This window comes from Methylobacterium sp. 37f (assembly GCF_023093475.1).
Lineage (GTDB): Bacteria > Pseudomonadota > Alphaproteobacteria > Rhizobiales > Beijerinckiaceae > Methylobacterium.
Window position 1 is genome coordinate 34,256 of the sequence record NZ_JAGHKN010000015.1, and the last position, 17,037, is coordinate 51,292.

The 17,037-nt window shown below is 69.9% G+C and carries 18 protein-coding genes; 11 read left to right on the plus strand and 7 right to left on the minus strand.

Going from position 1 to position 17,037, the window contains the following annotated elements:
* Positions 1-5: 5 nt before the first annotated feature.
* Positions 6-848, plus strand: a complete 843-nt coding sequence (locus tag J7U37_RS12225) for a DUF1186 domain-containing protein (RefSeq protein ID WP_247635892.1) — start codon at positions 6-8, stop codon at positions 846-848.
* Positions 849-1,138: 290 nt separating this feature from the next.
* Positions 1,139-1,906: a Bax inhibitor-1/YccA family protein gene (locus tag J7U37_RS12230; protein ID WP_056188862.1), complete on the plus strand. Its 768-nt coding sequence runs from the start codon at positions 1,139-1,141 to the stop codon at positions 1,904-1,906.
* A 132-nt stretch (positions 1,907-2,038) separates the two neighbouring features.
* On the opposite strand, the gene J7U37_RS12235 is transcribed toward J7U37_RS12230, so the two are convergent.
* Entirely contained in the window at positions 2,039-2,413 is a 375-nt protein-coding gene (locus J7U37_RS12235; RefSeq protein WP_056188858.1) for a DUF2794 domain-containing protein, read from the minus strand.
* Positions 2,414-2,810: 397 nt separating this feature from the next.
* Here J7U37_RS12235 and bluB point away from each other — a divergent pair, with 397 nt between their 5' ends.
* From bluB to J7U37_RS12270, 7 genes are all read left to right on the plus strand, one after another.
* Complete coding sequence (gene bluB, locus J7U37_RS12240) at positions 2,811-3,443, plus strand: 5,6-dimethylbenzimidazole synthase (RefSeq protein WP_244477030.1); 633 nt, start codon at positions 2,811-2,813, stop codon at positions 3,441-3,443.
* 197 nt (positions 3,444-3,640) lie between these two features.
* Positions 3,641-4,171 (plus strand): L,D-transpeptidase, encoded by a 531-nt coding sequence (locus J7U37_RS12245; protein WP_247635893.1) that lies wholly within the window; start codon positions 3,641-3,643, stop codon positions 4,169-4,171.
* A 554-nt stretch (positions 4,172-4,725) separates the two neighbouring features.
* Positions 4,726-5,739, plus strand: a complete 1,014-nt coding sequence (locus J7U37_RS12250) for a 2-keto-3-deoxygluconate permease (protein ID WP_282103801.1) — start codon at positions 4,726-4,728, stop codon at positions 5,737-5,739.
* Positions 5,740-5,741: 2 nt separating this feature from the next.
* Complete coding sequence (locus tag J7U37_RS12255) at positions 5,742-7,007, plus strand: four-carbon acid sugar kinase family protein (RefSeq protein WP_247635894.1); 1,266 nt, start codon at positions 5,742-5,744, stop codon at positions 7,005-7,007.
* Positions 7,004-8,005 (plus strand): 4-hydroxythreonine-4-phosphate dehydrogenase PdxA, encoded by a 1,002-nt coding sequence (gene pdxA, locus J7U37_RS12260; protein WP_247635895.1) that lies wholly within the window; start codon positions 7,004-7,006, stop codon positions 8,003-8,005. The genes J7U37_RS12255 and pdxA overlap by 4 nt, the downstream gene beginning before the upstream one ends.
* A gap of 94 nt (positions 8,006-8,099) precedes the next feature.
* Positions 8,100-8,873, plus strand: coding sequence for a DeoR/GlpR family DNA-binding transcription regulator (locus J7U37_RS12265; protein WP_247635896.1), 774 nt, complete (start codon positions 8,100-8,102; stop codon positions 8,871-8,873).
* Positions 8,874-8,953: 80 nt separating this feature from the next.
* Positions 8,954-9,937 carry a Gfo/Idh/MocA family oxidoreductase gene (locus J7U37_RS12270; RefSeq protein WP_247635897.1) on the plus strand — a complete coding sequence of 328 codons (984 nt, stop codon included), beginning with the start codon at positions 8,954-8,956 and terminating at the stop codon, positions 9,935-9,937.
* A gap of 69 nt (positions 9,938-10,006) precedes the next feature.
* On the opposite strand, the gene J7U37_RS12275 is transcribed toward J7U37_RS12270, so the two are convergent.
* The 5 genes from J7U37_RS12275 to J7U37_RS12295 all read right to left on the minus strand — a co-directional run bounded on the left by J7U37_RS12275 (position 10,007) and on the right by J7U37_RS12295 (position 14,208).
* The gene (locus tag J7U37_RS12275) at positions 10,007-11,164 is read right to left on the minus strand and encodes an FAD-dependent monooxygenase (RefSeq protein WP_247635898.1); all 1,158 of its coding nucleotides are present in this window, start codon (positions 11,162-11,164) and stop codon (positions 10,007-10,009) included.
* Between the two features lie 76 nt (positions 11,165-11,240).
* The gene (locus J7U37_RS12280; RefSeq protein ID WP_247635899.1) at positions 11,241-11,789 is read right to left on the minus strand and encodes a cytochrome b/b6 domain-containing protein; all 549 of its coding nucleotides are present in this window, start codon (positions 11,787-11,789) and stop codon (positions 11,241-11,243) included.
* Positions 11,786-12,898: a catalase family peroxidase gene (locus J7U37_RS12285; RefSeq protein WP_247635900.1), complete on the minus strand. Its 1,113-nt coding sequence runs from the start codon at positions 12,896-12,898 to the stop codon at positions 11,786-11,788. The genes J7U37_RS12280 and J7U37_RS12285 overlap by 4 nt, the downstream gene beginning before the upstream one ends.
* A 9-nt stretch (positions 12,899-12,907) precedes the next feature.
* Positions 12,908-13,681, minus strand: a complete 774-nt coding sequence (locus J7U37_RS12290; RefSeq protein WP_247635901.1) for an anti-sigma factor — start codon at positions 13,679-13,681, stop codon at positions 12,908-12,910.
* Positions 13,678-14,208: a sigma-70 family RNA polymerase sigma factor gene (locus J7U37_RS12295; RefSeq protein WP_056188831.1), complete on the minus strand. Its 531-nt coding sequence runs from the start codon at positions 14,206-14,208 to the stop codon at positions 13,678-13,680. Before J7U37_RS12295 ends, J7U37_RS12290 begins: the two co-directional genes overlap by 4 nt.
* Before the next feature lie 281 nt (positions 14,209-14,489).
* Between J7U37_RS12295 and J7U37_RS12300 the strand changes: the two genes are divergently transcribed.
* Together J7U37_RS12300 and J7U37_RS12305 are read left to right on the plus strand one after the other, a co-directional pair.
* Positions 14,490-14,753 (plus strand): hypothetical protein, encoded by a 264-nt coding sequence (locus J7U37_RS12300; RefSeq protein WP_247635939.1) that lies wholly within the window; start codon positions 14,490-14,492, stop codon positions 14,751-14,753.
* Positions 14,754-14,818: 65 nt separating this feature from the next.
* Positions 14,819-15,949 (plus strand): FAD-binding domain-containing protein, encoded by a 1,131-nt coding sequence (locus tag J7U37_RS12305; RefSeq protein WP_247635902.1) that lies wholly within the window; start codon positions 14,819-14,821, stop codon positions 15,947-15,949.
* 60 nt (positions 15,950-16,009) lie between these two features.
* Here the strand turns inward: J7U37_RS12305 and J7U37_RS12310 are convergent, their stop codons facing one another.
* Complete coding sequence (locus J7U37_RS12310) at positions 16,010-16,906, minus strand: 3'-5' exonuclease (protein WP_247635903.1); 897 nt, start codon at positions 16,904-16,906, stop codon at positions 16,010-16,012.
* Positions 16,907-17,037 lie beyond the last annotated feature (131 nt).

The following is a 17,037-nucleotide window of genomic DNA, read 5'->3' on the forward strand; positions in this document are numbered from 1 at the left end:
CACGCATGCTCGATCCGGCTCTCGTCTCCGCGCTCTCGGCGGCCAAGCACCTCCCGGTCCGCGAGATGCGCGAGGCCCTGGCGGAGCCGGACCGGATCGCCGAAGCGGTGCTCGACGTCCTCGATCGGGCGGCCGGGCCGCCGGACCTCGCGGAGGCCGAGGCCGACCTGCTGTTCTGGGGCCTGCATGTCCTGGCAGCCGCCCGCGACACGCGGGTGTTCAAGCCGCTGGTGCGGCTGCTGCACGCCGACGGGGAGGCTCTCGATATCCTGATCGGCGACGCCGTGACGACGACGCTGGCCAAGATTCTGGTCAGCGTCTTCGACGGCGGGGTCGATCCGCTCTCAGCCGTACTGGTCGACAGCACCACGGACGGCCTGGTCCGGCACGAGGGCTTCGCCGCCCTGGCCTATCTGACGCAGACAGGCCGGATTCCGCTGCCAGTGGCGCGCGACCTGCTGGTCCGCTTCGACGACAAGCGGACCGCCGTGGAGGGGGACGTCAGCTGGGCCGGTTGGGAAGAGGCCATCGCCCTGCTGGGCCTGCGCGAACTGGAGCCCCGCGTCCGCGCCGCGCGCCGCGACGGACGGCTGACCGACGAGTTCAGCGATCCGCCCTGGTTCGCCAAGACCCTGCGCCACGCTGAGGCGCGCCCCGACGACCTCTCGCGCTTCGACCCGGAGCGGTTCGGACTGATCGAAGACCCGGTCGCGGCTCTGGCCTGGACGGCCGAGGATGTCGGCCAGCCCGTCCGCAACCCGTTGAAGAGTGTCGGCCGCAACGACCCGTGCCCCTGCGGCAGCGGCAAGAAGTTCAAGAAGTGCTGCCTCGACAAGGCGGCGGCCTGATCCGCCGCACAGGCGCGCTTGGTTCCGAAGACCAGACCGGGGCACTGTGCCTTGGTTAACCGGGCCTCGTTCAATCCTCACCTGTCGACGGACGGATTTAATCCCCGACGAAAGTAGGAAAATAGCAGCACAGGCGGGTGCGATTCAGCCCTTTCAGCCTTGGCTGGCCCCTTGTGCAGGGCAGCGTGACCGAACATATTTCGTCCTGAGGCGCCGCAGGGTGCCAGAGGTCCTGTGCGTGAGCCTCCTTCCGAAATCACACGCTGAGAGAGCTTCCAAGGGAAACTCCCATGGCATTCGATAACAGCCCCTTCCGGTACGGCGCTCAGCCGACCGGGTACGCCGGCAGCCAGGTCGAGATCGACCAGGGCCTGCGCAGCTTCATGCTCGGCGTTTACAATAACATGGTCGTTGGTCTCGGGATCTCGGGTCTCGTGGCGCTGGGCCTCAACATGGCCGCCGTCGCGCAGACGGCGGCCGGCGGTCTTGCCCTGACGCCGTTCGGCCAGCTGCTCTACACCAGCCCGCTGAAGTGGGTCGTGATGCTGGCGCCGCTCGCCTTCATCTTCATCTTCTCGATGCGGATGGACCGGATGTCCGCCTCCTCGGCGCGCCTGACCTTCTTCGCCTTCGCAGCGGTGATGGGCGCCTCGATGTCCTCGCTTCTGCTCGTGTTCACGGGCGCCAGCGTGGTGCGGGTGTTCTTCATCACGGCGGCGACGTTCGGCGGTCTCAGCCTCTACGGCTACACCACCAAGCGCAGCCTGTCGGGCATGGGCTCGTTCCTGGTGATGGGCCTGATCGGCCTCATCATCGCCTCGCTGGTGAACATCTTCCTCGCCTCTTCGGCGCTTCAGTTCGCAATCTCGGTGATCGGCGTCCTGATCTTCGCAGGCCTCACCGCCTACGACACGCAGAAGCTCAAGGAGATGTTCCTCTATAGCGGCGCCGATGCCGAGGGTGCGGCCAAGCTTTCGGTCAACGGTGCCCTGACGCTGTACCTGGACTTCATCAACATGTTCCAGATGCTGCTCTCGCTCCTCGGCGACCGCCGCTAAGCGAACCGAATCTCCAACGAAGAAAAGGCCCCGGCGGGACACCGCCGGGGCCTTTTTCATGTCGAACGGGTTGGTCCGGCTGACAACGTCTGGGGAGCAGCGCCCCTTGCCCTCGGTGTATCGTCCCCCGCGTCACACCGCGCGCAGGGGCGGCTCCAGCACGGCCAACACCCGGGCGAGATCGGTGCCACGCTTCATCACCAGCCCGGAGGCTGCCACCACCGCGTAGGCGCCCTGACGCCGGGCTAGCTTCGGGTCCTTCTCGACCCGGTACAGTGGCATCTCCGAGCTGCGCCGATAGATCGAGAACACCGCCTTGTCGCGGCGGAAATCGAGGGCGTAGTCGCGCCATTCCCCCTGCGACACCATCCGGCCGTAGAGATTGAAGATCACGCGCAGCTCGGCACGGTCGAAGGCGATCTGAGGGGTGACCGGCACGTTCGGGAAGGGGATGACCCGGGCGGCAGGCTCGGGCAATCGCGGATCGGCACCGGTTGTTTCGCTCATCGTCGCTCCTGTCCGGGGATTGATCCCTCATCATGGTGCCGTGCCTTCCCACCCGCAAGGGCGGCGATTCGGCCGGGCGCCGGCAAGACCCATCATCACGATTGCCTCCGTCAGGCCCAGGGTCGGCCTTGATGAGCGCCGATACCTGTGGCCGAAACTTCGTCGATCCCGTGCCGGTGCGGCGTCCGATCTTCACGGCTCCCCAGCTCCTCGGCCGGCGCCCGGGTCCACGGGACCGACATTCCAGAGGTTTCGAGACCCAAGGACTTCAGGCCGCCTCTTCGGAGCGCGGCCCTTTTTTTGAAGTTTGCCTGCGAAGCCCGCGCCGCGACGAAAATCTTCTGCCGCGGCGGCAAAGTCCGGCTAAGAAGACTGAAATGTACCGCGGGGACGGATCGTGGCCAGCTTCGATGCCGATTTTCGTGAGACGCTCACGACCTTGTTCGCCTGGCGCCGCGACGTGCGCCGCTTTCGGACCGACCCGGTGGACGAGACGCTGCTGCAGCGCTGCCTCGACCTGGCGGCCTTCAGCCCCTCGGTCGGGAACAGCCAGCCCTGGCGCTTCGTCCGCGTCAGCGATGCGGACCGCCGCGCCGCGGTGATCGCAAGTTTCGAGCGGTGCAACGCGGCCGCGGCCGAAGCCTATCAGGCGGAGCAGCGCGAGGCCTATGTGCGGCTGAAGCTCGCGGGCCTGCGGGAAGCGCCGGTGCACCTCGCGGTGTTCTGCGACGAGGCCACGGTGACCGGCCACGGCCTCGGGCGGGCGACCATGCCGGAGATGCTGCGCTACTCCGTCGTCACCGCCGTCCAGACCTTCTGGCTCGCAGCCCGCGCCCATGGACTGGGAGTCGGCTGGGTCTCGATCCTCGAGCCTGGAGCCGTCTGCAAAACGCTGGACGTTCCCTGTGCCTGGAGCCTCGTGGCCTATCTCTGCGTCGGGTTTCCGGTCGAGGAGCACGAAGACCCGGAGCTTGTCCGTCACGGCTGGCAGCAGCGGCTCGCATCCGGCATGACCCTGATCGAGCGCTAAGGACCGTTTGGATCAACAGAGTCAACGAAGTCTGAAGATGAACACTCGGATTTAGCTTGATTGTGGTCGCGGGACTTTACCGCGCTTGCTGATTTCTGGGTCATACGGCACGCTCAGCACTTCGCTTTACCGGAACGAGACCTTGGATGCGCGATTGATGATCGGGCAAACGGTCACGCTTTCGGAAGGCACGGGTCATGGTTCGGCAGGGCAGATGGGTTTTGGCGCTCGCAGGGGCGGTCCTCGGGGTGAACGGCGGGGAAGCAAACTTCCTGGCGGCTTCGGCCCAGGCGCGCGAGGTCGTCGCCTTTCATGAAGGCGTGATGCCCGGCTCGATCATCGTCCGCACCTCGGAGCGCCGCCTCTATCTCGTCAACGGCGACGGCACCGCGATTCGCTATCCGGTGGCCGTCGGCAAGCCCGGCAAACAGTGGAGCGGCGCCACCCAGATCGACGGCAAGTATGTCGAGCCGGCCTGGTCGCCGCCGCGCGAGGTCAAGCGCGACAACCCGCGTCTGCCCTCAGTGATCGCCGGTGGATCGCCGTCCAATCCCATGGGAGTCGCCGCCATGACCCTCGCGGGCGGCGAGTACGCCATCCACGGCACCAACCGGCCGAATTCCATCGGCACTTACGCCTCCTACGGCTGTATCCGCATGTACAACCAGGACATCACCGACTTGTACGAGCGCGTCTCGGTGGGCACGCAGGTCTACGTGACGCGCTGACTCCGTCGCGCGCCGAGCGCGCGCCGCGTCGAAACAGGCGCGCGGCGCTGGCTGGACAAGCGTGCCGGCGCCGCCAGGGTACGCCGTTCAAGCCTTGCGAACGCCGCCCGTCTCTCAGATCAGACGAAGAGCGCCGTCCCGCCCTGCCGGATCGGCTCCGACGCGACCATCCGATCGACGGGGCGGTTCTCGATCGGCATCCACGAATCCGACAGTCCCGACACGCGCAGCGCGGCCGTTCGCCGGGCGAAGGTCCCCTGTGCGAAGCCATCGCTCCGCCATCTCGCGTAGGAGGTTCGAGGCCGCACCTGGCGTGACGCCACCGGACGCGCGCTGGCCTCCGCCGCATTGCTGGACCCGTCACTTGCGCCCGCCGTGCCTGTCCCGACCCCGCCATTTGTGCGCGACTTGCGCAATCTCATTGACGAACTGCGCAAAATGCGCAGATGATCGACGTTGTTCCGGGAGGAAACGTGTTCGTTGCCGATTGTTCGGCAGATCCGGGATGAAGTCAGAATCAAAATTGCGCAAAATGCGCAGGGAGATCGTCCGACATGCAGATCCCGATCAAACGGACCATCGAATCCGTGCCTGGCGGCATGATGGTCGTGCCGTTGCTGGCCGGCGCCCTGATCGCCACGTTCTTTCCCGGCACGCCGAAGCTGTTCGGATCGTTCACCGGAGCGCTGTTTTCCGGCGCTCTGACGATCCTGGCGGTCTTCTACGTCTGCATGGGCGCCAGCATCGATTTCCGCGCGACGCCTTACATCATGAAGAAGGGCGGCACCCTGCTGATCGTCAAGGTCGGCATCGCCATGATCCTCGGCCTGATCTTCGGGCAGGTGCTCGGCGAAGCGCCGGTGGCGGCCGGCATGTTCGCGGGGCTGTCGACCCTCGCCATCGTCGCCGCGATGAACGACACCAATGGCGGGCTCTATATGGCGTTGATGGGCCAGTACGGGCGCCCGCGGGACGTCGGCGCCTACACCGTGATGTCGCTGGAGAGCGGGCCGTTCCTCACCATGGTGACTCTCGGGGTGGCGGGGCTCTCGGCCTTCCCCTGGCAGACGCTTGTCGGCGCGATCCTGCCGCTGCTCGTCGGCATGATCATCGGCAACCTCGACCGTGAGATGCGAGCCTTCCTCAGCCGGGCGATTCCCGTGATGATCCCGTTCTTCGCCTTCGCGCTCGGGGCGGGCCTCGACCTGTCGAAGGTCTGGCAGGCCGGCCTGCTCGGCCTCGCCATGGGGGTCGCCGTGGTGGTCTTCACCGGCATCCCGCTGTTCTTCGCCGATCGCCTGACCGGGGGGACCGGCGTCGCGGGCGTCGCCGCGGCCTCGACGGCGGGCAACGCGGCGGCGGTGCCGGCGATCGTCGCCTCCGCCAACCCGGCCTATGCCGATGCGGCCGGGCCGGCGACCATCCTGGTGGCCGCCTGCGTCGTCGTCACGGCGATCCTGGTTCCGATCCTCACCGCCTGGGTGTCGCGGCGCTTCGGCGATCCCGAAGTGGTTGGCGCCGAGGAGGCTACAGATTCCGCCGCTGCGCCGACCGTTGCCGGCCGCTGACGATGTCCGGCCGCTGGCTCATTCTCGCCGATGACCTGACCGGCGCCGCGGATTGCGCCATCGCGTTCGGGCGCCGCGGCCTCGCGGCCGCGGTGACCTGGGACATCACCACCTCGGGCGATGTCCTCCCGGATGACGCCAGGCCCCTGCCGGTGCTCGCCTACGACGCGGACAGCCGCGGTCTGTCCGCGTCCGACGCCGCCGAGCGCCATCGCGGCCTCCTCGAACGCTGGCTCGAACCGGACAGGGTTCTGTTCAAGAAGATCGATTCGACGCTTCGCGGACAACCCGCCGCCGAGACCGCCGCCACGATGGCCCACCTGATGGAACGGACCGGTGCGGCCTTCGGGATCTGCGCCCCCGCCTTCCCGGCGACGGGCCGAACCACGCTGGCGGGCCACGTCCATGTCGCCGGACGTCCCTTGGAGGATGCCGAGGTCTGGCGCCGGGACCACACCTACGCCAGTGCCAATTTAGGCTTCGTGCTGGGCACGGCCGAGATCGAGACGACGCTGGTTCCGCTCTCCGCCATCCGCAGCCCCGATCTCGCGTCCCGTCTCGCCTGCATTGCCGAGGGCGGACCGGGCGTGGCGATCTGCGATGCCGAGACGGACGGGGATCTGGCGCGGATCGCGGCGGCGAGCCTTGCCGTGGCGCCGGTTCCCTTCTTCATCGGCAGCGCCGGGCTGGCCCACGCTCTCGCGGACACCCTTGCGCCCGCCCCGACGGGGGCGGTCCACATCCCCCCGAGCCGATCCGGCAGCCTGATCGTCGTCGGGTCGCTCGCGGCGGCCTCGCGCGCGGCCATGCGAAGGCTTGCGGCGCAAGACCACGTCGTCCATCTGCCGGTCTCGCCCGATACGCTGCTCGGCGATCTGGCCGGCCGGGCCGATCTGGCCGCCCGCGTCGCCGCCGTAATCGCGGCGGGGGACGACGCCCTGGTGGAGATCGCCATCGGCGACGCCCTCGACATGAGCCTCGGACCGCGCCTTGCGCGGGCGCTCGCCGAGGCCCTCGATCCGATCGCGACGCGGATCGGCGCCGTCGCGGCGACCGGCGGCGAGACCGCCGCCGCGCTCCTCGCCCGCTTCGGCATCGACGGGATTCGCCTCGTCGACGAGATCGAACCCGGCGTTTCCCTCGGCCTGACCCTGGGCCGTCTCTCGATTCCCGTCGCCACGAAGGCCGGCGCCTTCGGCGACGCCGAGAGCCTCATCCGTATCAGCGAGCGCCTGCGCGCCGTCCGAACCCAAGGAAGCTTCTCATGACCCGTCCGACCATCGCGATCACCATGGGCGATCCCGCCGGCATCGGCCCGGAGATCATCATGAAGGCGCTGGCGCACGCGGATGTCCGGGCCCTGTGCCGGCCCCTGGTGATCGGCGATGCCGAACGTCTCCGGCAGGCCGGCCGGATCGTCGGCACCGGCATGTCCGTCGAGTCCCTGTCCGATGCCGGCGCGGCGGACTTCCAGAAGACGGCGGTTCAGTGCCTGAACCTCCAGGTCGTCCCCGCCGACCTGCCGTTCGGCCAGGTCTCCCCGGTCGCGGGCGAGGCGGCCTACCGCTACATCGAGAAGGCCGTCGAGGTAGTCCAGGCCGGGCAGGCCCAGGGCATCTGCACCGCGCCGCTCTCCAAGGAGGCCCTCCACGCAGCCGGTCACAAGTTTCCGGGCCATACCGAATTGCTCGCGCATCTCACGGGTACGCCCGAAGTCTCGATGATGCTGGTTTCGCCCAAGCTCCGGGTCATCCACGTCACGACGCATATCGGGCTCATCGACGCCATCGCGAAGATCGAGCCCGGCCTGGTCGAGCGCGTGATCGCACGCGGCCACGGCGTCCTGGTCAAGGCCGGGATCGCCAACCCCAAGATCGGCGTCTGCGCGATCAATCCGCACGCCGGCGAGAACGGCCTGTTCGGCCGGGGCGAGGAAGCGGCCAAGATCACGCCGGCGATCGAGGCCTGCCGCGCCAAGGGCTGGGACGTGCGCGGCCCGCTGCCGGCCGACACCCTGTTCTTCCTGGCCGGACGTGGCGATTACGACATGGTGGTGGCGATGTACCACGATCAGGGTCACGGCCCGATCAAGGTGCTGGGCCTCGAGGCCGGCGTGAACATCACCGTGGGGCTGCCGGTGATCCGCACCTCCGTCGACCACGGCACCGCCTTCGACATCGCCGGGACCGGCATCGCCGACGAGCGCAGCCTGATAGAGGCCTTGCGTCAGGCCGTCGACCTCGCTCCGAAGGCGCAAGCCGCCTGAGACACGAGGCTTTCCGGCGGGGATGGCTGAAACCTCCTGGCCAGCGCCGCCGGGCTCAGCCATGACGCGGGACCGAAGGCCGGAGGACCGCCCCATGTCGATGCGCAGCCAGGAGCGCCGGAACCTGCTGCTGGAGGCCCTGAGCGTCGGCGAGATCGACGTCGACGAGGTCGCCCTGCGCCTGAACGTCTCCGCCTCGACGGTGCGGCGCGACCTTCAGCACCTCTCGGCCATCCGCGCCGTGCGCCGGACTTATGGCGGCGCGATCCTGGCGAGGCGCCCGCCGGAAACCACGCTGGCCGAGCGGCTCGCGGTGAACGGCGCCGAGAAGCGGGCGATCGCGCGGGCCGCCCTCGACCTGGTGGCGGATGGCGACACGCTGATCCTCGATGCCGGCTCGACCGTGGCCGCCTTCGGCCAGCTTCTCGCCACGCGGCGGCTTCGGATCATCACCAACAACCTGGCGCTCCTGCCCTTCCTCACAGAGGCACCGGGGCTCGACCTCGTGGTGCTGGGGGGGGCGCTGCGGGCCACCAGCATGAGCACCATCGGACCGCTCGCGGTCGAAGCGCTGCGCTTGATGACGGCCGATCGCGCGATCCTGAGCGCGGACGGCGTCGTGGCGGGGCGCGGCTTGTGCGAGGCCAGCCTGGATCAGGTCACGCTCAAATCGCTCATGATGCGGCAGGCCCGCGAGGTGATCGTGCTGGCCGATGCGAGCAAGCTCGGTCGGGCGGAGCAGACCGCCTGGGCGCCGCTCCCCCGGAACTGGACCCTGGTCACGGATTCGCACGAGCCGGCGGAGGAATTGCAGCGCCTCTCCGAAGCCGGCGCCGAACTGCGCATCGCGACCGCCTCCGTGACGTGAATCGGAAGCCTCCCGGGCGCTGGCGCCTGCGGCCCGAAGACCTCGTCTCCGCAACCCTCATCCCTGAAAGCCTTTCGCCTATGACGCGCGACACCCTTGCCCTCGGAATCATCGGCGCCGGCATCATGGGCGAGCGTATGCTCGGCGTTTTGTCCGGTCCGGATGCCGATCCGGATGCCGGGTCCGTGCGGGTCGCCGGGATCTGGGACCCGTCCGAAGCGGCGTTCGCGCGCATTGCCGCCCGATATCCGGCGGTTCCGAGGCTGGCGGATGCGGATGCGCTCATCGCGGCCAGCGCCTGCGTCTACGTGGCCTCGCCGCCCGCCTCGCATCTTGGCTATGCGCGCCGGGCCGCGGCGGCCGGCCGGAGCCTCTTCCTGGAGAAGCCGCTGGCCGTCGATGTGGCGGAGGCGCGCCGCTTCGTGGATGAGGCCGACATCCGGGGCGCGGTCAATTTCCCGTTTGCCGCCGCGCCGGCCGTCGCCACGCTCGTGCGCTGGATCGCCGAGGGTGTCGTCGGGACGCCGCGCCGCCTCACCATCGCGGTCGCCTTCGCGCAATGGCCCCGGCCCTGGCAGGCGGATGCGGTGAACTGGCTCGATGCACGCGCCGAGGGCGGTTTCACGCGCGAGGTCATCTCGCACTTCCTGTTCCTGGCCCGGCGTCTCCTCGGCCCTTTGGCATCGCTGGAGGGTCATGCCGACTTCCCGCAGGCCGGTCGGGCGGAGCGGGCGATCGAGGCGACGCTGTCGGCGGGCGGCGTCCCGGTCCGCCTTCGAGGCCAAGTCGGCGGAACGGACCTCGCCGACCACAACACCTGGACCCTGGAAGGCGACGCCGGCACCATTCGCCTGCGCGACTGGTCCATCGCCGAGCGGATGGGACCGGACGGGCATTTCGTAGCTGCGGAGGACGCGTTACCCAACGATCGCGCCCGGCTGATCGCCCTTCGGGGTCAACTGGACGGCGTCGTCCGGATGGCGCACGGCGAGCCGCATCCCCTCGCCACCTTCGCCGAAGCGCTGAACGTTCAGGAGATGGTCGAGAGCCTGATCGCCGCGTGAGCCCGTCCCCCGGGAGACATCGACGGCCGGGATCGACGGGTCCGAACCGCCAGCGTTCGCGCGCGGTCTTCAGGCCGGGACCGGGATGCGCAGGGGTTGGTAGGTGGCCCGGTAGCTGCGCGGCCCGATGACCGGGAGCAGCAGGTTCCGGGCCCATCCGGGCAGCCGGGCGGTGCGCGACAGCCGGTCGGTCATGGCCTGGACATGGGCCACGCGGGGCCGGCGCAGGGCCTCGTAGGCCGCGCCCACCGTGTTCCACTCCGTCCGCTCGGCCAGCAGCGCGGCGAGCACCAGCGCATCCTCGAGACCGAGGGCGGCGCCCTGGGCCCAGACCGGCGCGGTCGCGTGCGCGGCGTCGCCCACCAGCACCACGCGGTCCCGGGTCCAATGCGCAATCCGAACCTCCTCCAAAGGTGAGTGATAGAGCGCGCCCGGCCGGGCCAGGACCGCCTCGAGGGTGTCGCGCACGAGGCGCGGGAACGACGCGAAGCGAGCACGGGAGGCGGCCAGGTCCGGCCCCGGATTCGTACTCGGCGCTTGGCCGGACGCGGAAGCCCCCGAGATCGAGATCCAGCCGTAGACCTCATTCCGATCGACCGGGATCATCAGGAACAACCCGCCCGATCCGGCCCACAGCGTCCAGGCGTCGAGGCCCGGGTTCGGCGCCATGAAGCGCCAACTCGCCGGTGCCAGCATCGCCGCGCCGAGCGCGGCATCGCCGAACACGTCGCGTCGTACCCGGGAATGCACCCCGTCGGCGCCCACCAGGAGCCCTCCGGTCTCGACCTTGCCGTCCCGACCGTCGACCGTGACGCCCTGCGGCTCCGGCCGCACCGCGCCGATGTCGAAGCCGAGCCGGAGATCGGCCGGGGGAAGGTCGCGCGCCAGCAGGCGCAGAAGGTCGGCGCGGCGCAGGCAATGCGGACGCATCTCGTCTCCCCAGAACGCCGCCTCGTCGACGGCGAAGAGGAGGCGTCCGCTCTCGGTGCGGTACTCGCGTCGCCGCACCGGCGAACCCACCGTGCGCAGGGCATCGCCCAGGCCGAGCTGCGCGAGGGCCTGGACCGCGTTCCCCGGCAGGTTGATGGCGAGGCCCGCATCGGCCGGCTCGTCGCGCCGTTCCAGGGTCAGCGTCGGAATGCCGTGCCTGTGCAGCGCCCGCCGGGTGGCCAGACCCGCGATGCCGCCCCCGGCGATGAGCACCCGACCCGTTGCGGTGTGGTCCATCCGGCCTCGCCTCGTATTCTGTGGCGTGTTCATTGCGGTCGTGCTGATCGGGGGTCGTGCTGCTCAGGCGTCGTGCTTATCGCGACCGGGATGGCGTCAGGCGCAGGGCCATGCTGGCGAAGACACCGTCCCGGCGGATCAGCCCGTGCATCAAAGCCGCCCCGAGATGGGCCAGGATGAGGCCGAAAAGGGCGTAGGCCAGGACCGTATGCAGCGGGCGGAGCCAGGCATAGAGGCCGGGATCGCGCGGCAGAATCGGCGGAAGCACCAGCGCGCCGGCGAGTCCGATCGGATACCCGGCCGCCGACAGCATCGCCCAGCCGATCAGCGGCAGTCCGAGCATCAGCCCATAGAGCAGGATATGGGAGGCATGCGCCGCCTGCCGCTGCCAGCCCGGAAGGTCGGCCGGCAGGTCCGGCGGCGGATGGCGCCAGCGGTTGGCGAGGCGCAGTACAGCCAGGACCAGGATGCCGATCCCGAGGGGGCGGTGCAAAGCCACGAGGGCCTGATAATGCGCCAGCGAGGTCACCATCGCCACGCCGATGAACAGCATCGCGAGGATCAGGCCCGCCATGGTCCAGTGCAGCAGCCGGGCCGGCCGATTGAAATGTGCGGTGGGGCTCACAATCCGGCTCCTGACGCGGGGGTGTCGTGGACGGCGCTGGGCGTCTTCGGCTCGCCGGCGCGGCGGGTGAAGGATTGGGAATAAGCCGCCGAGCGGGCACTGAGCAGCGGATCGTCCGAGCCCACGATGCCGGCGGGCAGGACCAGGGGGTCGAAATTGACGTCGCGGCAATTGCCGTCGGCCTCCGCCTCCGTGGCGGTGACGACGACGCTCCCGAGATCGACGGTCGCGCGGTCGGTCGGCCAGACCAGTGTCGCGTCCGCCGTGGGATCGCCCGTTTCGCCGAGCGTGGCGACGAGGTGCCAGCGCACCGGCGCTCGACGGACCGCGGACGCGAAGGCGTCGAACAGGACATTCTTGTCCGCCCGTGCGCTCTGGGCCGCGCTCTCGGCCGTGGCGGCCTGATCCGGCACGAACGCCCAGCGCACGGGCGTCTCCGTGCCGTCCCGGGCGACGAACCGGAAGGCGTTGAGGCTGCGGAAGGTGTCGTCGGCGAACCCGGCGGTGATCGTCCGCGCCTTGATCAGGGCGGCCGCCTTCGCGCTCTCGGGATGCCCCGCGAAGAACGCCTTCAGCGCGTCGGGGTTCGGCTTGCCCGTGCCCGGGTCCGGTTTGGCGGCGAGGAGCTGTTCGTAGAACGCCTCCGGGGTGCGGACCGGGAAGACCGGGATGTCGTTGTTACCGGTGCGCCATTCCTCGCCGTTGGGCAGGTGGAATCGCAGCGCGAGGCTGCGCACCGTGGTGGCTGCATCCGCCGCATAAGGCTGGCCGCCCGCCAGCGCGATGCGCCCGGTGACCGGCGTGACCTGCCCGGCGCCGAACAGCGACGCCTTCGACAGGCGCGCCCCCCGGCCGCTGCTCTCGAAGCGGCCGGCGAGGCAGAGCCCCTTGGCATGGTTGCGCCGGAATCCCGGATGCGGGCCGTTGACCCGCTCGAAGCGGTCGACGATCCGCGCCTGGTCCAGCGCGCCCGGCGAGAGCCAGCCGCCGACGGCGGCGAAGGCCCCGGCGGTGCCGGCGACGAGGCCCCCGATGGCGCCGAGCCGGAGGAGGACGGCGCGTGGGGTCAAGCCCGGATCGGCGCCCGTGAGGTCGTTCAGGATGGACATGGCGGACCTTCAGATGGCCTTCGCGGTGGCGCGCCGGATCGTATCGGCGAGGGGGTGCAGGATTGCGGGATCGGCGGCTCCGACGAGGCTGTAGCCGAGCCCGTCCTGGGCCCAGGCGTAGCCGTTCGCGGACGCCGTCGCGTAGGGCCGCATCGGCGCATCGCCGGGCACCGACATGGGCCGCATCAGCATCACGAAGCGCGCGCCGTGGCCGTCATCGTACATCAGGAGCCCGGCCGGCCCCTGGGGCGTGGCGACGAGGCGCCCGCCCATGAGGCGGTAGCCGGCGCCGCTCAGGTCCGGCACGCCGACCGGCCGTTTGAGCCGGGCCGAGAACCAGCCCGCGATCTCGTCCCGGTTGGTGGCTGCCAGCTCGACCGGACGGGTGTGGTCGGGGGCATAGACCGCGTAGTTCATGCTCGCCGACTGGGCCAGGGCCTCGATGCCGGTCGGCGCCGGCGAGACCGCCTCGCGCAGGCCCCAGCCTCCCGCCCCCCCGATGAGGAGCAGAAGCCCGGCCGCCATCGCGTGCCACGCCGGACGAGATGGATGGCGGCGCGCCTCGACGATCCGCGCCAGGTTCAGCCGGGCCGGCACCGGCTCGGCCGCGACAGGCGCGAAGGCGGCGCGCATCTCGGCGCGCAGGGCGATCAGGCGCTCGACCCGTGCCCGCGCCTCGGGATGGTCGTCGAGAAAGGCCTCGACCTCGCGCTGCCGGGCAGCCTCGAGCCGCTCATCCACGAGGCCCTGGAGATCGTCTTCGCCGATCGGACGCATGGTCATTTCACCCTCCGCAGGAGCGGGCGCTTGGCCGGAACGGTCGCGTCGGCGCCGTCCATCAGTTGGATCATCCGGTCCCGCGCCCGGGAAAGGCGGGACATCACGGTCCCGGTCGGGATGGCGAGGATGTCGGCGGTCTCGGCGTAGGACAGGCCCTCGACCGTCACCAGCAGGAGGACGCTGCGCTGCTCTTCCGGCAGGGCGTCGAGCGCGCTCATCAGATCCCGGTGGCGCAGGCCGCTCTCCTGCGTCGGCGCCACCGCGAGGTTGGCCTCCGCGGTGTCCTCGATCGGCAGGTGGGCGCCACGGCGGGCGCGTCTGCGCATCTGCGTCACCGCGAGATTGTGGACGATCGCGAAGAGCCAGGTCCGGGCGTCGCCATCGGCCCGGCGCTGGTGCCAGCGGCCGACGGCGTGCTCCAGGCAATCCTGCACGAGATCGTCGGCATCGGCCGGGTTGCGCAGCAGAGCCCGCGCGTAGCGGCGCAGCGCCGGAATCAGCGGCTCGATGAGGCGCATCATGTCCGTCATGTCCGGTCTCCTGGCATGGGCGGGGCTCCTCTTCGTTTCGGGCCGGACGCGCTTCGGAACCGGCTACGGGGGCATGGACGCGGCCGAGCCCCGATTATTCCACACGCGCATCGAAATCTTTCTCGCATGCCTCGCGTGTTGCCCCTCAATGGTCTGATCTCGGATACGAAGTCCGAATTCTTCGGCGGCCCGTGGAATAAGCAACCGAACACATCGTCTGTCCGGCATCCCTGCTTGACGCTGTTGGATCAGGCAGGATCCACAGGAGACCCGACATGACGATGTTCAAGACCGTTTCCGCCGTCGTTCTCGCATCTGCCGCCAGCATCGCGGCCCTGACCGGCGCCTCCCAGGCTCGGACCGTCCCGCACCCGACCGAGAGCCCGGCGATCACCGGCTTGATCCTGACGCCGCCGCGTTCGGCGGACTGGCTCGGCGGCCCGGACACCGACAGCGGCAATGCCCGCAACCCCGCCCTGCCGGGCTACGCTCAGGCCCGCGGCCAGGAAACCGGCGGCCCCGCCCGTGAGCTGATCCCGAACTAGAACGCCCCGGTCCGGGGGCGATTGGGTCGCATCGGCCACGGACCGGGCGGCCCTAGCTCAAGGCCATGTCCCACATTCGCCCCCTCACCCGCGCCGCCGGCCTTGCCCGCCTTTCCGAATTTCTCGGGGGCGCGGGCGTGGCCTATGCGGCCGACCGCAACACCGATCGGGGGCCGGGGGCTGCGCCGACCACGTCGGCACTGTCGCCCTACCTGCGCCGGCGTCTCATCACCGAGGCGGAGGTCGTGGCGGCGGCCGACGCTGCGTTCGGCGACGGGGGCGCAGAGAAGTTCGTGTCCGAGGTGTTCTGGCGGACCTATTTCAAAGGCCACCTCGAAACCCATCCCTCCGCCTGGACCGACTATCGCGCACTGGTCGCGGACGGGCATGCGCGGCTGGCCGCCGACCCTGGTCTGCGGCGAACCTACGAGGCGGCGATCGAAGGACGGACCGGCATCGACGGCTTCGACGACTGGGCTGGCGAACTCGTGGCGACGAACTGGCTGCACAACCATGCCCGGATGTGGTTCGCCTCGATCTGGATCTTCACCCTGCGGCTGCCCTGGGCGCTCGGGGCGGATTTCTTCCTGCGTCATCTGCTCGACGGCGATCCGGCCAGCAACACGCTGTCCTGGCGCTGGGTGGCGGGCCTGCACACCCGAGGGAAGCCTTATGTCGCCCGCGCGGAGAACATCCGCCGCTACACGGACGGGCGCTTCGATCCGGTCGGGCTCGACGAATACCCGGATGCGCTCGACGAGCCGATGCCGCCGCGCGAGGTTCCGCTGCCGCCGGCCGACACGGCGCCGGAGGGCGAGGTCGCCCTGTTGCTGCACCTCGACGATCTCCACCCGGAGAGCCTGCCGCTGGGGACCGCGCGAGTCGTGCGCATCGGCGGCCTGATCGTTCATGCCGATGCCGCCGCCGATCGGGTGAAGGCGGCGGACGACGCCGCGATGGCGGACGCCCTGTCCCGGGCGGAGGCCCATTTCGGGTGCGCGGCCGGTCCGGCCGGGGCCGATTGGGCCGGCGACCTCCCGGTGGTCACGGCCTGGGCGCCGGTCGGACCCTCGGCGGCGGCCCTGCCGGATGGCTGCCGCCGCGTCCGGCGCCCGTGGGACGAAGCTGCCTGGGCGCGGTCGACGCGGGGCTATTCCCGCGTGCGGTCCGTCATTCCGGCCCTGCTGGGGCGCTGAGTTCTCGCGCGCAGGCCGCGGAGGGGACGTGTCGGGAGCAGGGCGCGTCCGACGCCGCCCTCAGGCTTCCGGATTGGTCCGGACCGAGAACCGGTCCCGCGCCGTGATCCGGTCCGCCACGAGGTCGTGGACCTCGCGCTGGTAGATCTCCCGGCACAGGAAGGCGCGCTCGACGTCGAGGCGGTCCTCCGCGATGTCGATGTACCAGCAACGGCGTCGGCCGCTCCAGCGATAGCTGCGGCCTTTCAGAACGTCCTTCTGGGCGATTGGCGAGCCGGCGGCCCAGACCCGCACCGTCGGCTTGCGGGCGGTCTCCAAAAGGCACGACAGGGCCAGGCGTTTAGAGGCCTTCAGCGGGGCGGCCAACAGGGCAAGCAGCGCCCGGCAATCGTCGATGGCGCGATGCCCTTTGTGGAAGACGCCGTAATCCATCAGCAGGTAGCCGAGCTTCAGGCCCTCGTGTCCCTCGTCGCGCCAGGGCACCTGATGGCAGGAACAGGCCCAGTTCTTCTCGGCGAAGACCGGCCAGCGGGTCTCGCACATCTGCCGGTCGAAGCTGGCATTGTGGGCGATCACCACGGCGGCGTCGGCCACCATGGCGTGCACCGCCGCATCGTCGATGGCCTGCCCGGCCACGTCGGCGTCGCTGATGCCGGTAAGGCGCGTGATCTCGGGCGGGATCGGGCGCCCCGGGTCCTGGAGCTGGTTCAGGGTCTCGAGCACCCGGTAGACCCGCCCGCTGGCACCATACGCGAACTTGATCATGCCGAGTTCGATCACGGCATCGCGGCTGTGATCCACTCCCGTCGTCTCGGTGTCGACGATCAGGCCGATGAAGGTCGGCTCGTCCGGCGGCTCGGCGCTGTCCACGAACGGCCTGATCTGGCGCAGCACCCGGTACGCCCCCGTGGTCTCGAGGGCATCCGCGATCGCATCGAAGGCGTGTGTCGGTTCCACGGCGTCCAGGCTCGGATGGTCTCCGGCCGCTCAGGCCGATGGGGCCGAGCGGGTTCGGCGGAAACCTAGGTGCAGAGCCGATCCGTCCGATAGCGGTTACGCCGCGAAATCCCCAGCAAAGTGCGAGGGCG

Bases quoted from the DNA above. Each gene is read 5' to 3' on its own strand.
- J7U37_RS12265 (WP_247635896.1), top strand. From the start codon at position 8,100: ATGTCGATGCGCAGCCAGGAGCGCCGGAACCTGCTGCTGGAGGCCCTG.
- J7U37_RS12230 (WP_056188862.1), top strand. From the start codon at position 1,139: ATGGCATTCGATAACAGCCCCTTCCGGTACGGCGCTCAGCCGACCGGG.
- J7U37_RS12285 (WP_247635900.1), bottom strand. From the start codon at position 12,898: ATGTCCATCCTGAACGACCTCACGGGCGCCGATCCGGGCTTGACCCCA.
- J7U37_RS12295 (WP_056188831.1), bottom strand. From the start codon at position 14,208: ATGACGGACATGATGCGCCTCATCGAGCCGCTGATTCCGGCGCTGCGC.
- J7U37_RS12305 (WP_247635902.1), top strand. From the start codon at position 14,819: ATGTCCCACATTCGCCCCCTCACCCGCGCCGCCGGCCTTGCCCGCCTT.
- J7U37_RS12290 (WP_247635901.1), bottom strand. From the start codon at position 13,681: ATGACCATGCGTCCGATCGGCGAAGACGATCTCCAGGGCCTCGTGGAT.
- J7U37_RS12270 (WP_247635897.1), top strand. From the start codon at position 8,954: ATGACGCGCGACACCCTTGCCCTCGGAATCATCGGCGCCGGCATCATG.
- pdxA (WP_247635895.1), top strand. From the start codon at position 7,004: ATGACCCGTCCGACCATCGCGATCACCATGGGCGATCCCGCCGGCATC.
- J7U37_RS12300 (WP_247635939.1), top strand. From the start codon at position 14,490: ATGTTCAAGACCGTTTCCGCCGTCGTTCTCGCATCTGCCGCCAGCATC.
- J7U37_RS12250 (WP_282103801.1), top strand. From the start codon at position 4,726: ATGCAGATCCCGATCAAACGGACCATCGAATCCGTGCCTGGCGGCATG.
- J7U37_RS12225 (WP_247635892.1), top strand. From the start codon at position 6: ATGCTCGATCCGGCTCTCGTCTCCGCGCTCTCGGCGGCCAAGCACCTC.
- J7U37_RS12275 (WP_247635898.1), bottom strand. From the start codon at position 11,164: ATGGACCACACCGCAACGGGTCGGGTGCTCATCGCCGGGGGCGGCATC.
- J7U37_RS12235 (WP_056188858.1), bottom strand. From the start codon at position 2,413: ATGAGCGAAACAACCGGTGCCGATCCGCGATTGCCCGAGCCTGCCGCC.
- J7U37_RS12245 (WP_247635893.1), top strand. From the start codon at position 3,641: ATGGTTCGGCAGGGCAGATGGGTTTTGGCGCTCGCAGGGGCGGTCCTC.
- J7U37_RS12255 (WP_247635894.1), top strand. From the start codon at position 5,742: ATGTCCGGCCGCTGGCTCATTCTCGCCGATGACCTGACCGGCGCCGCG.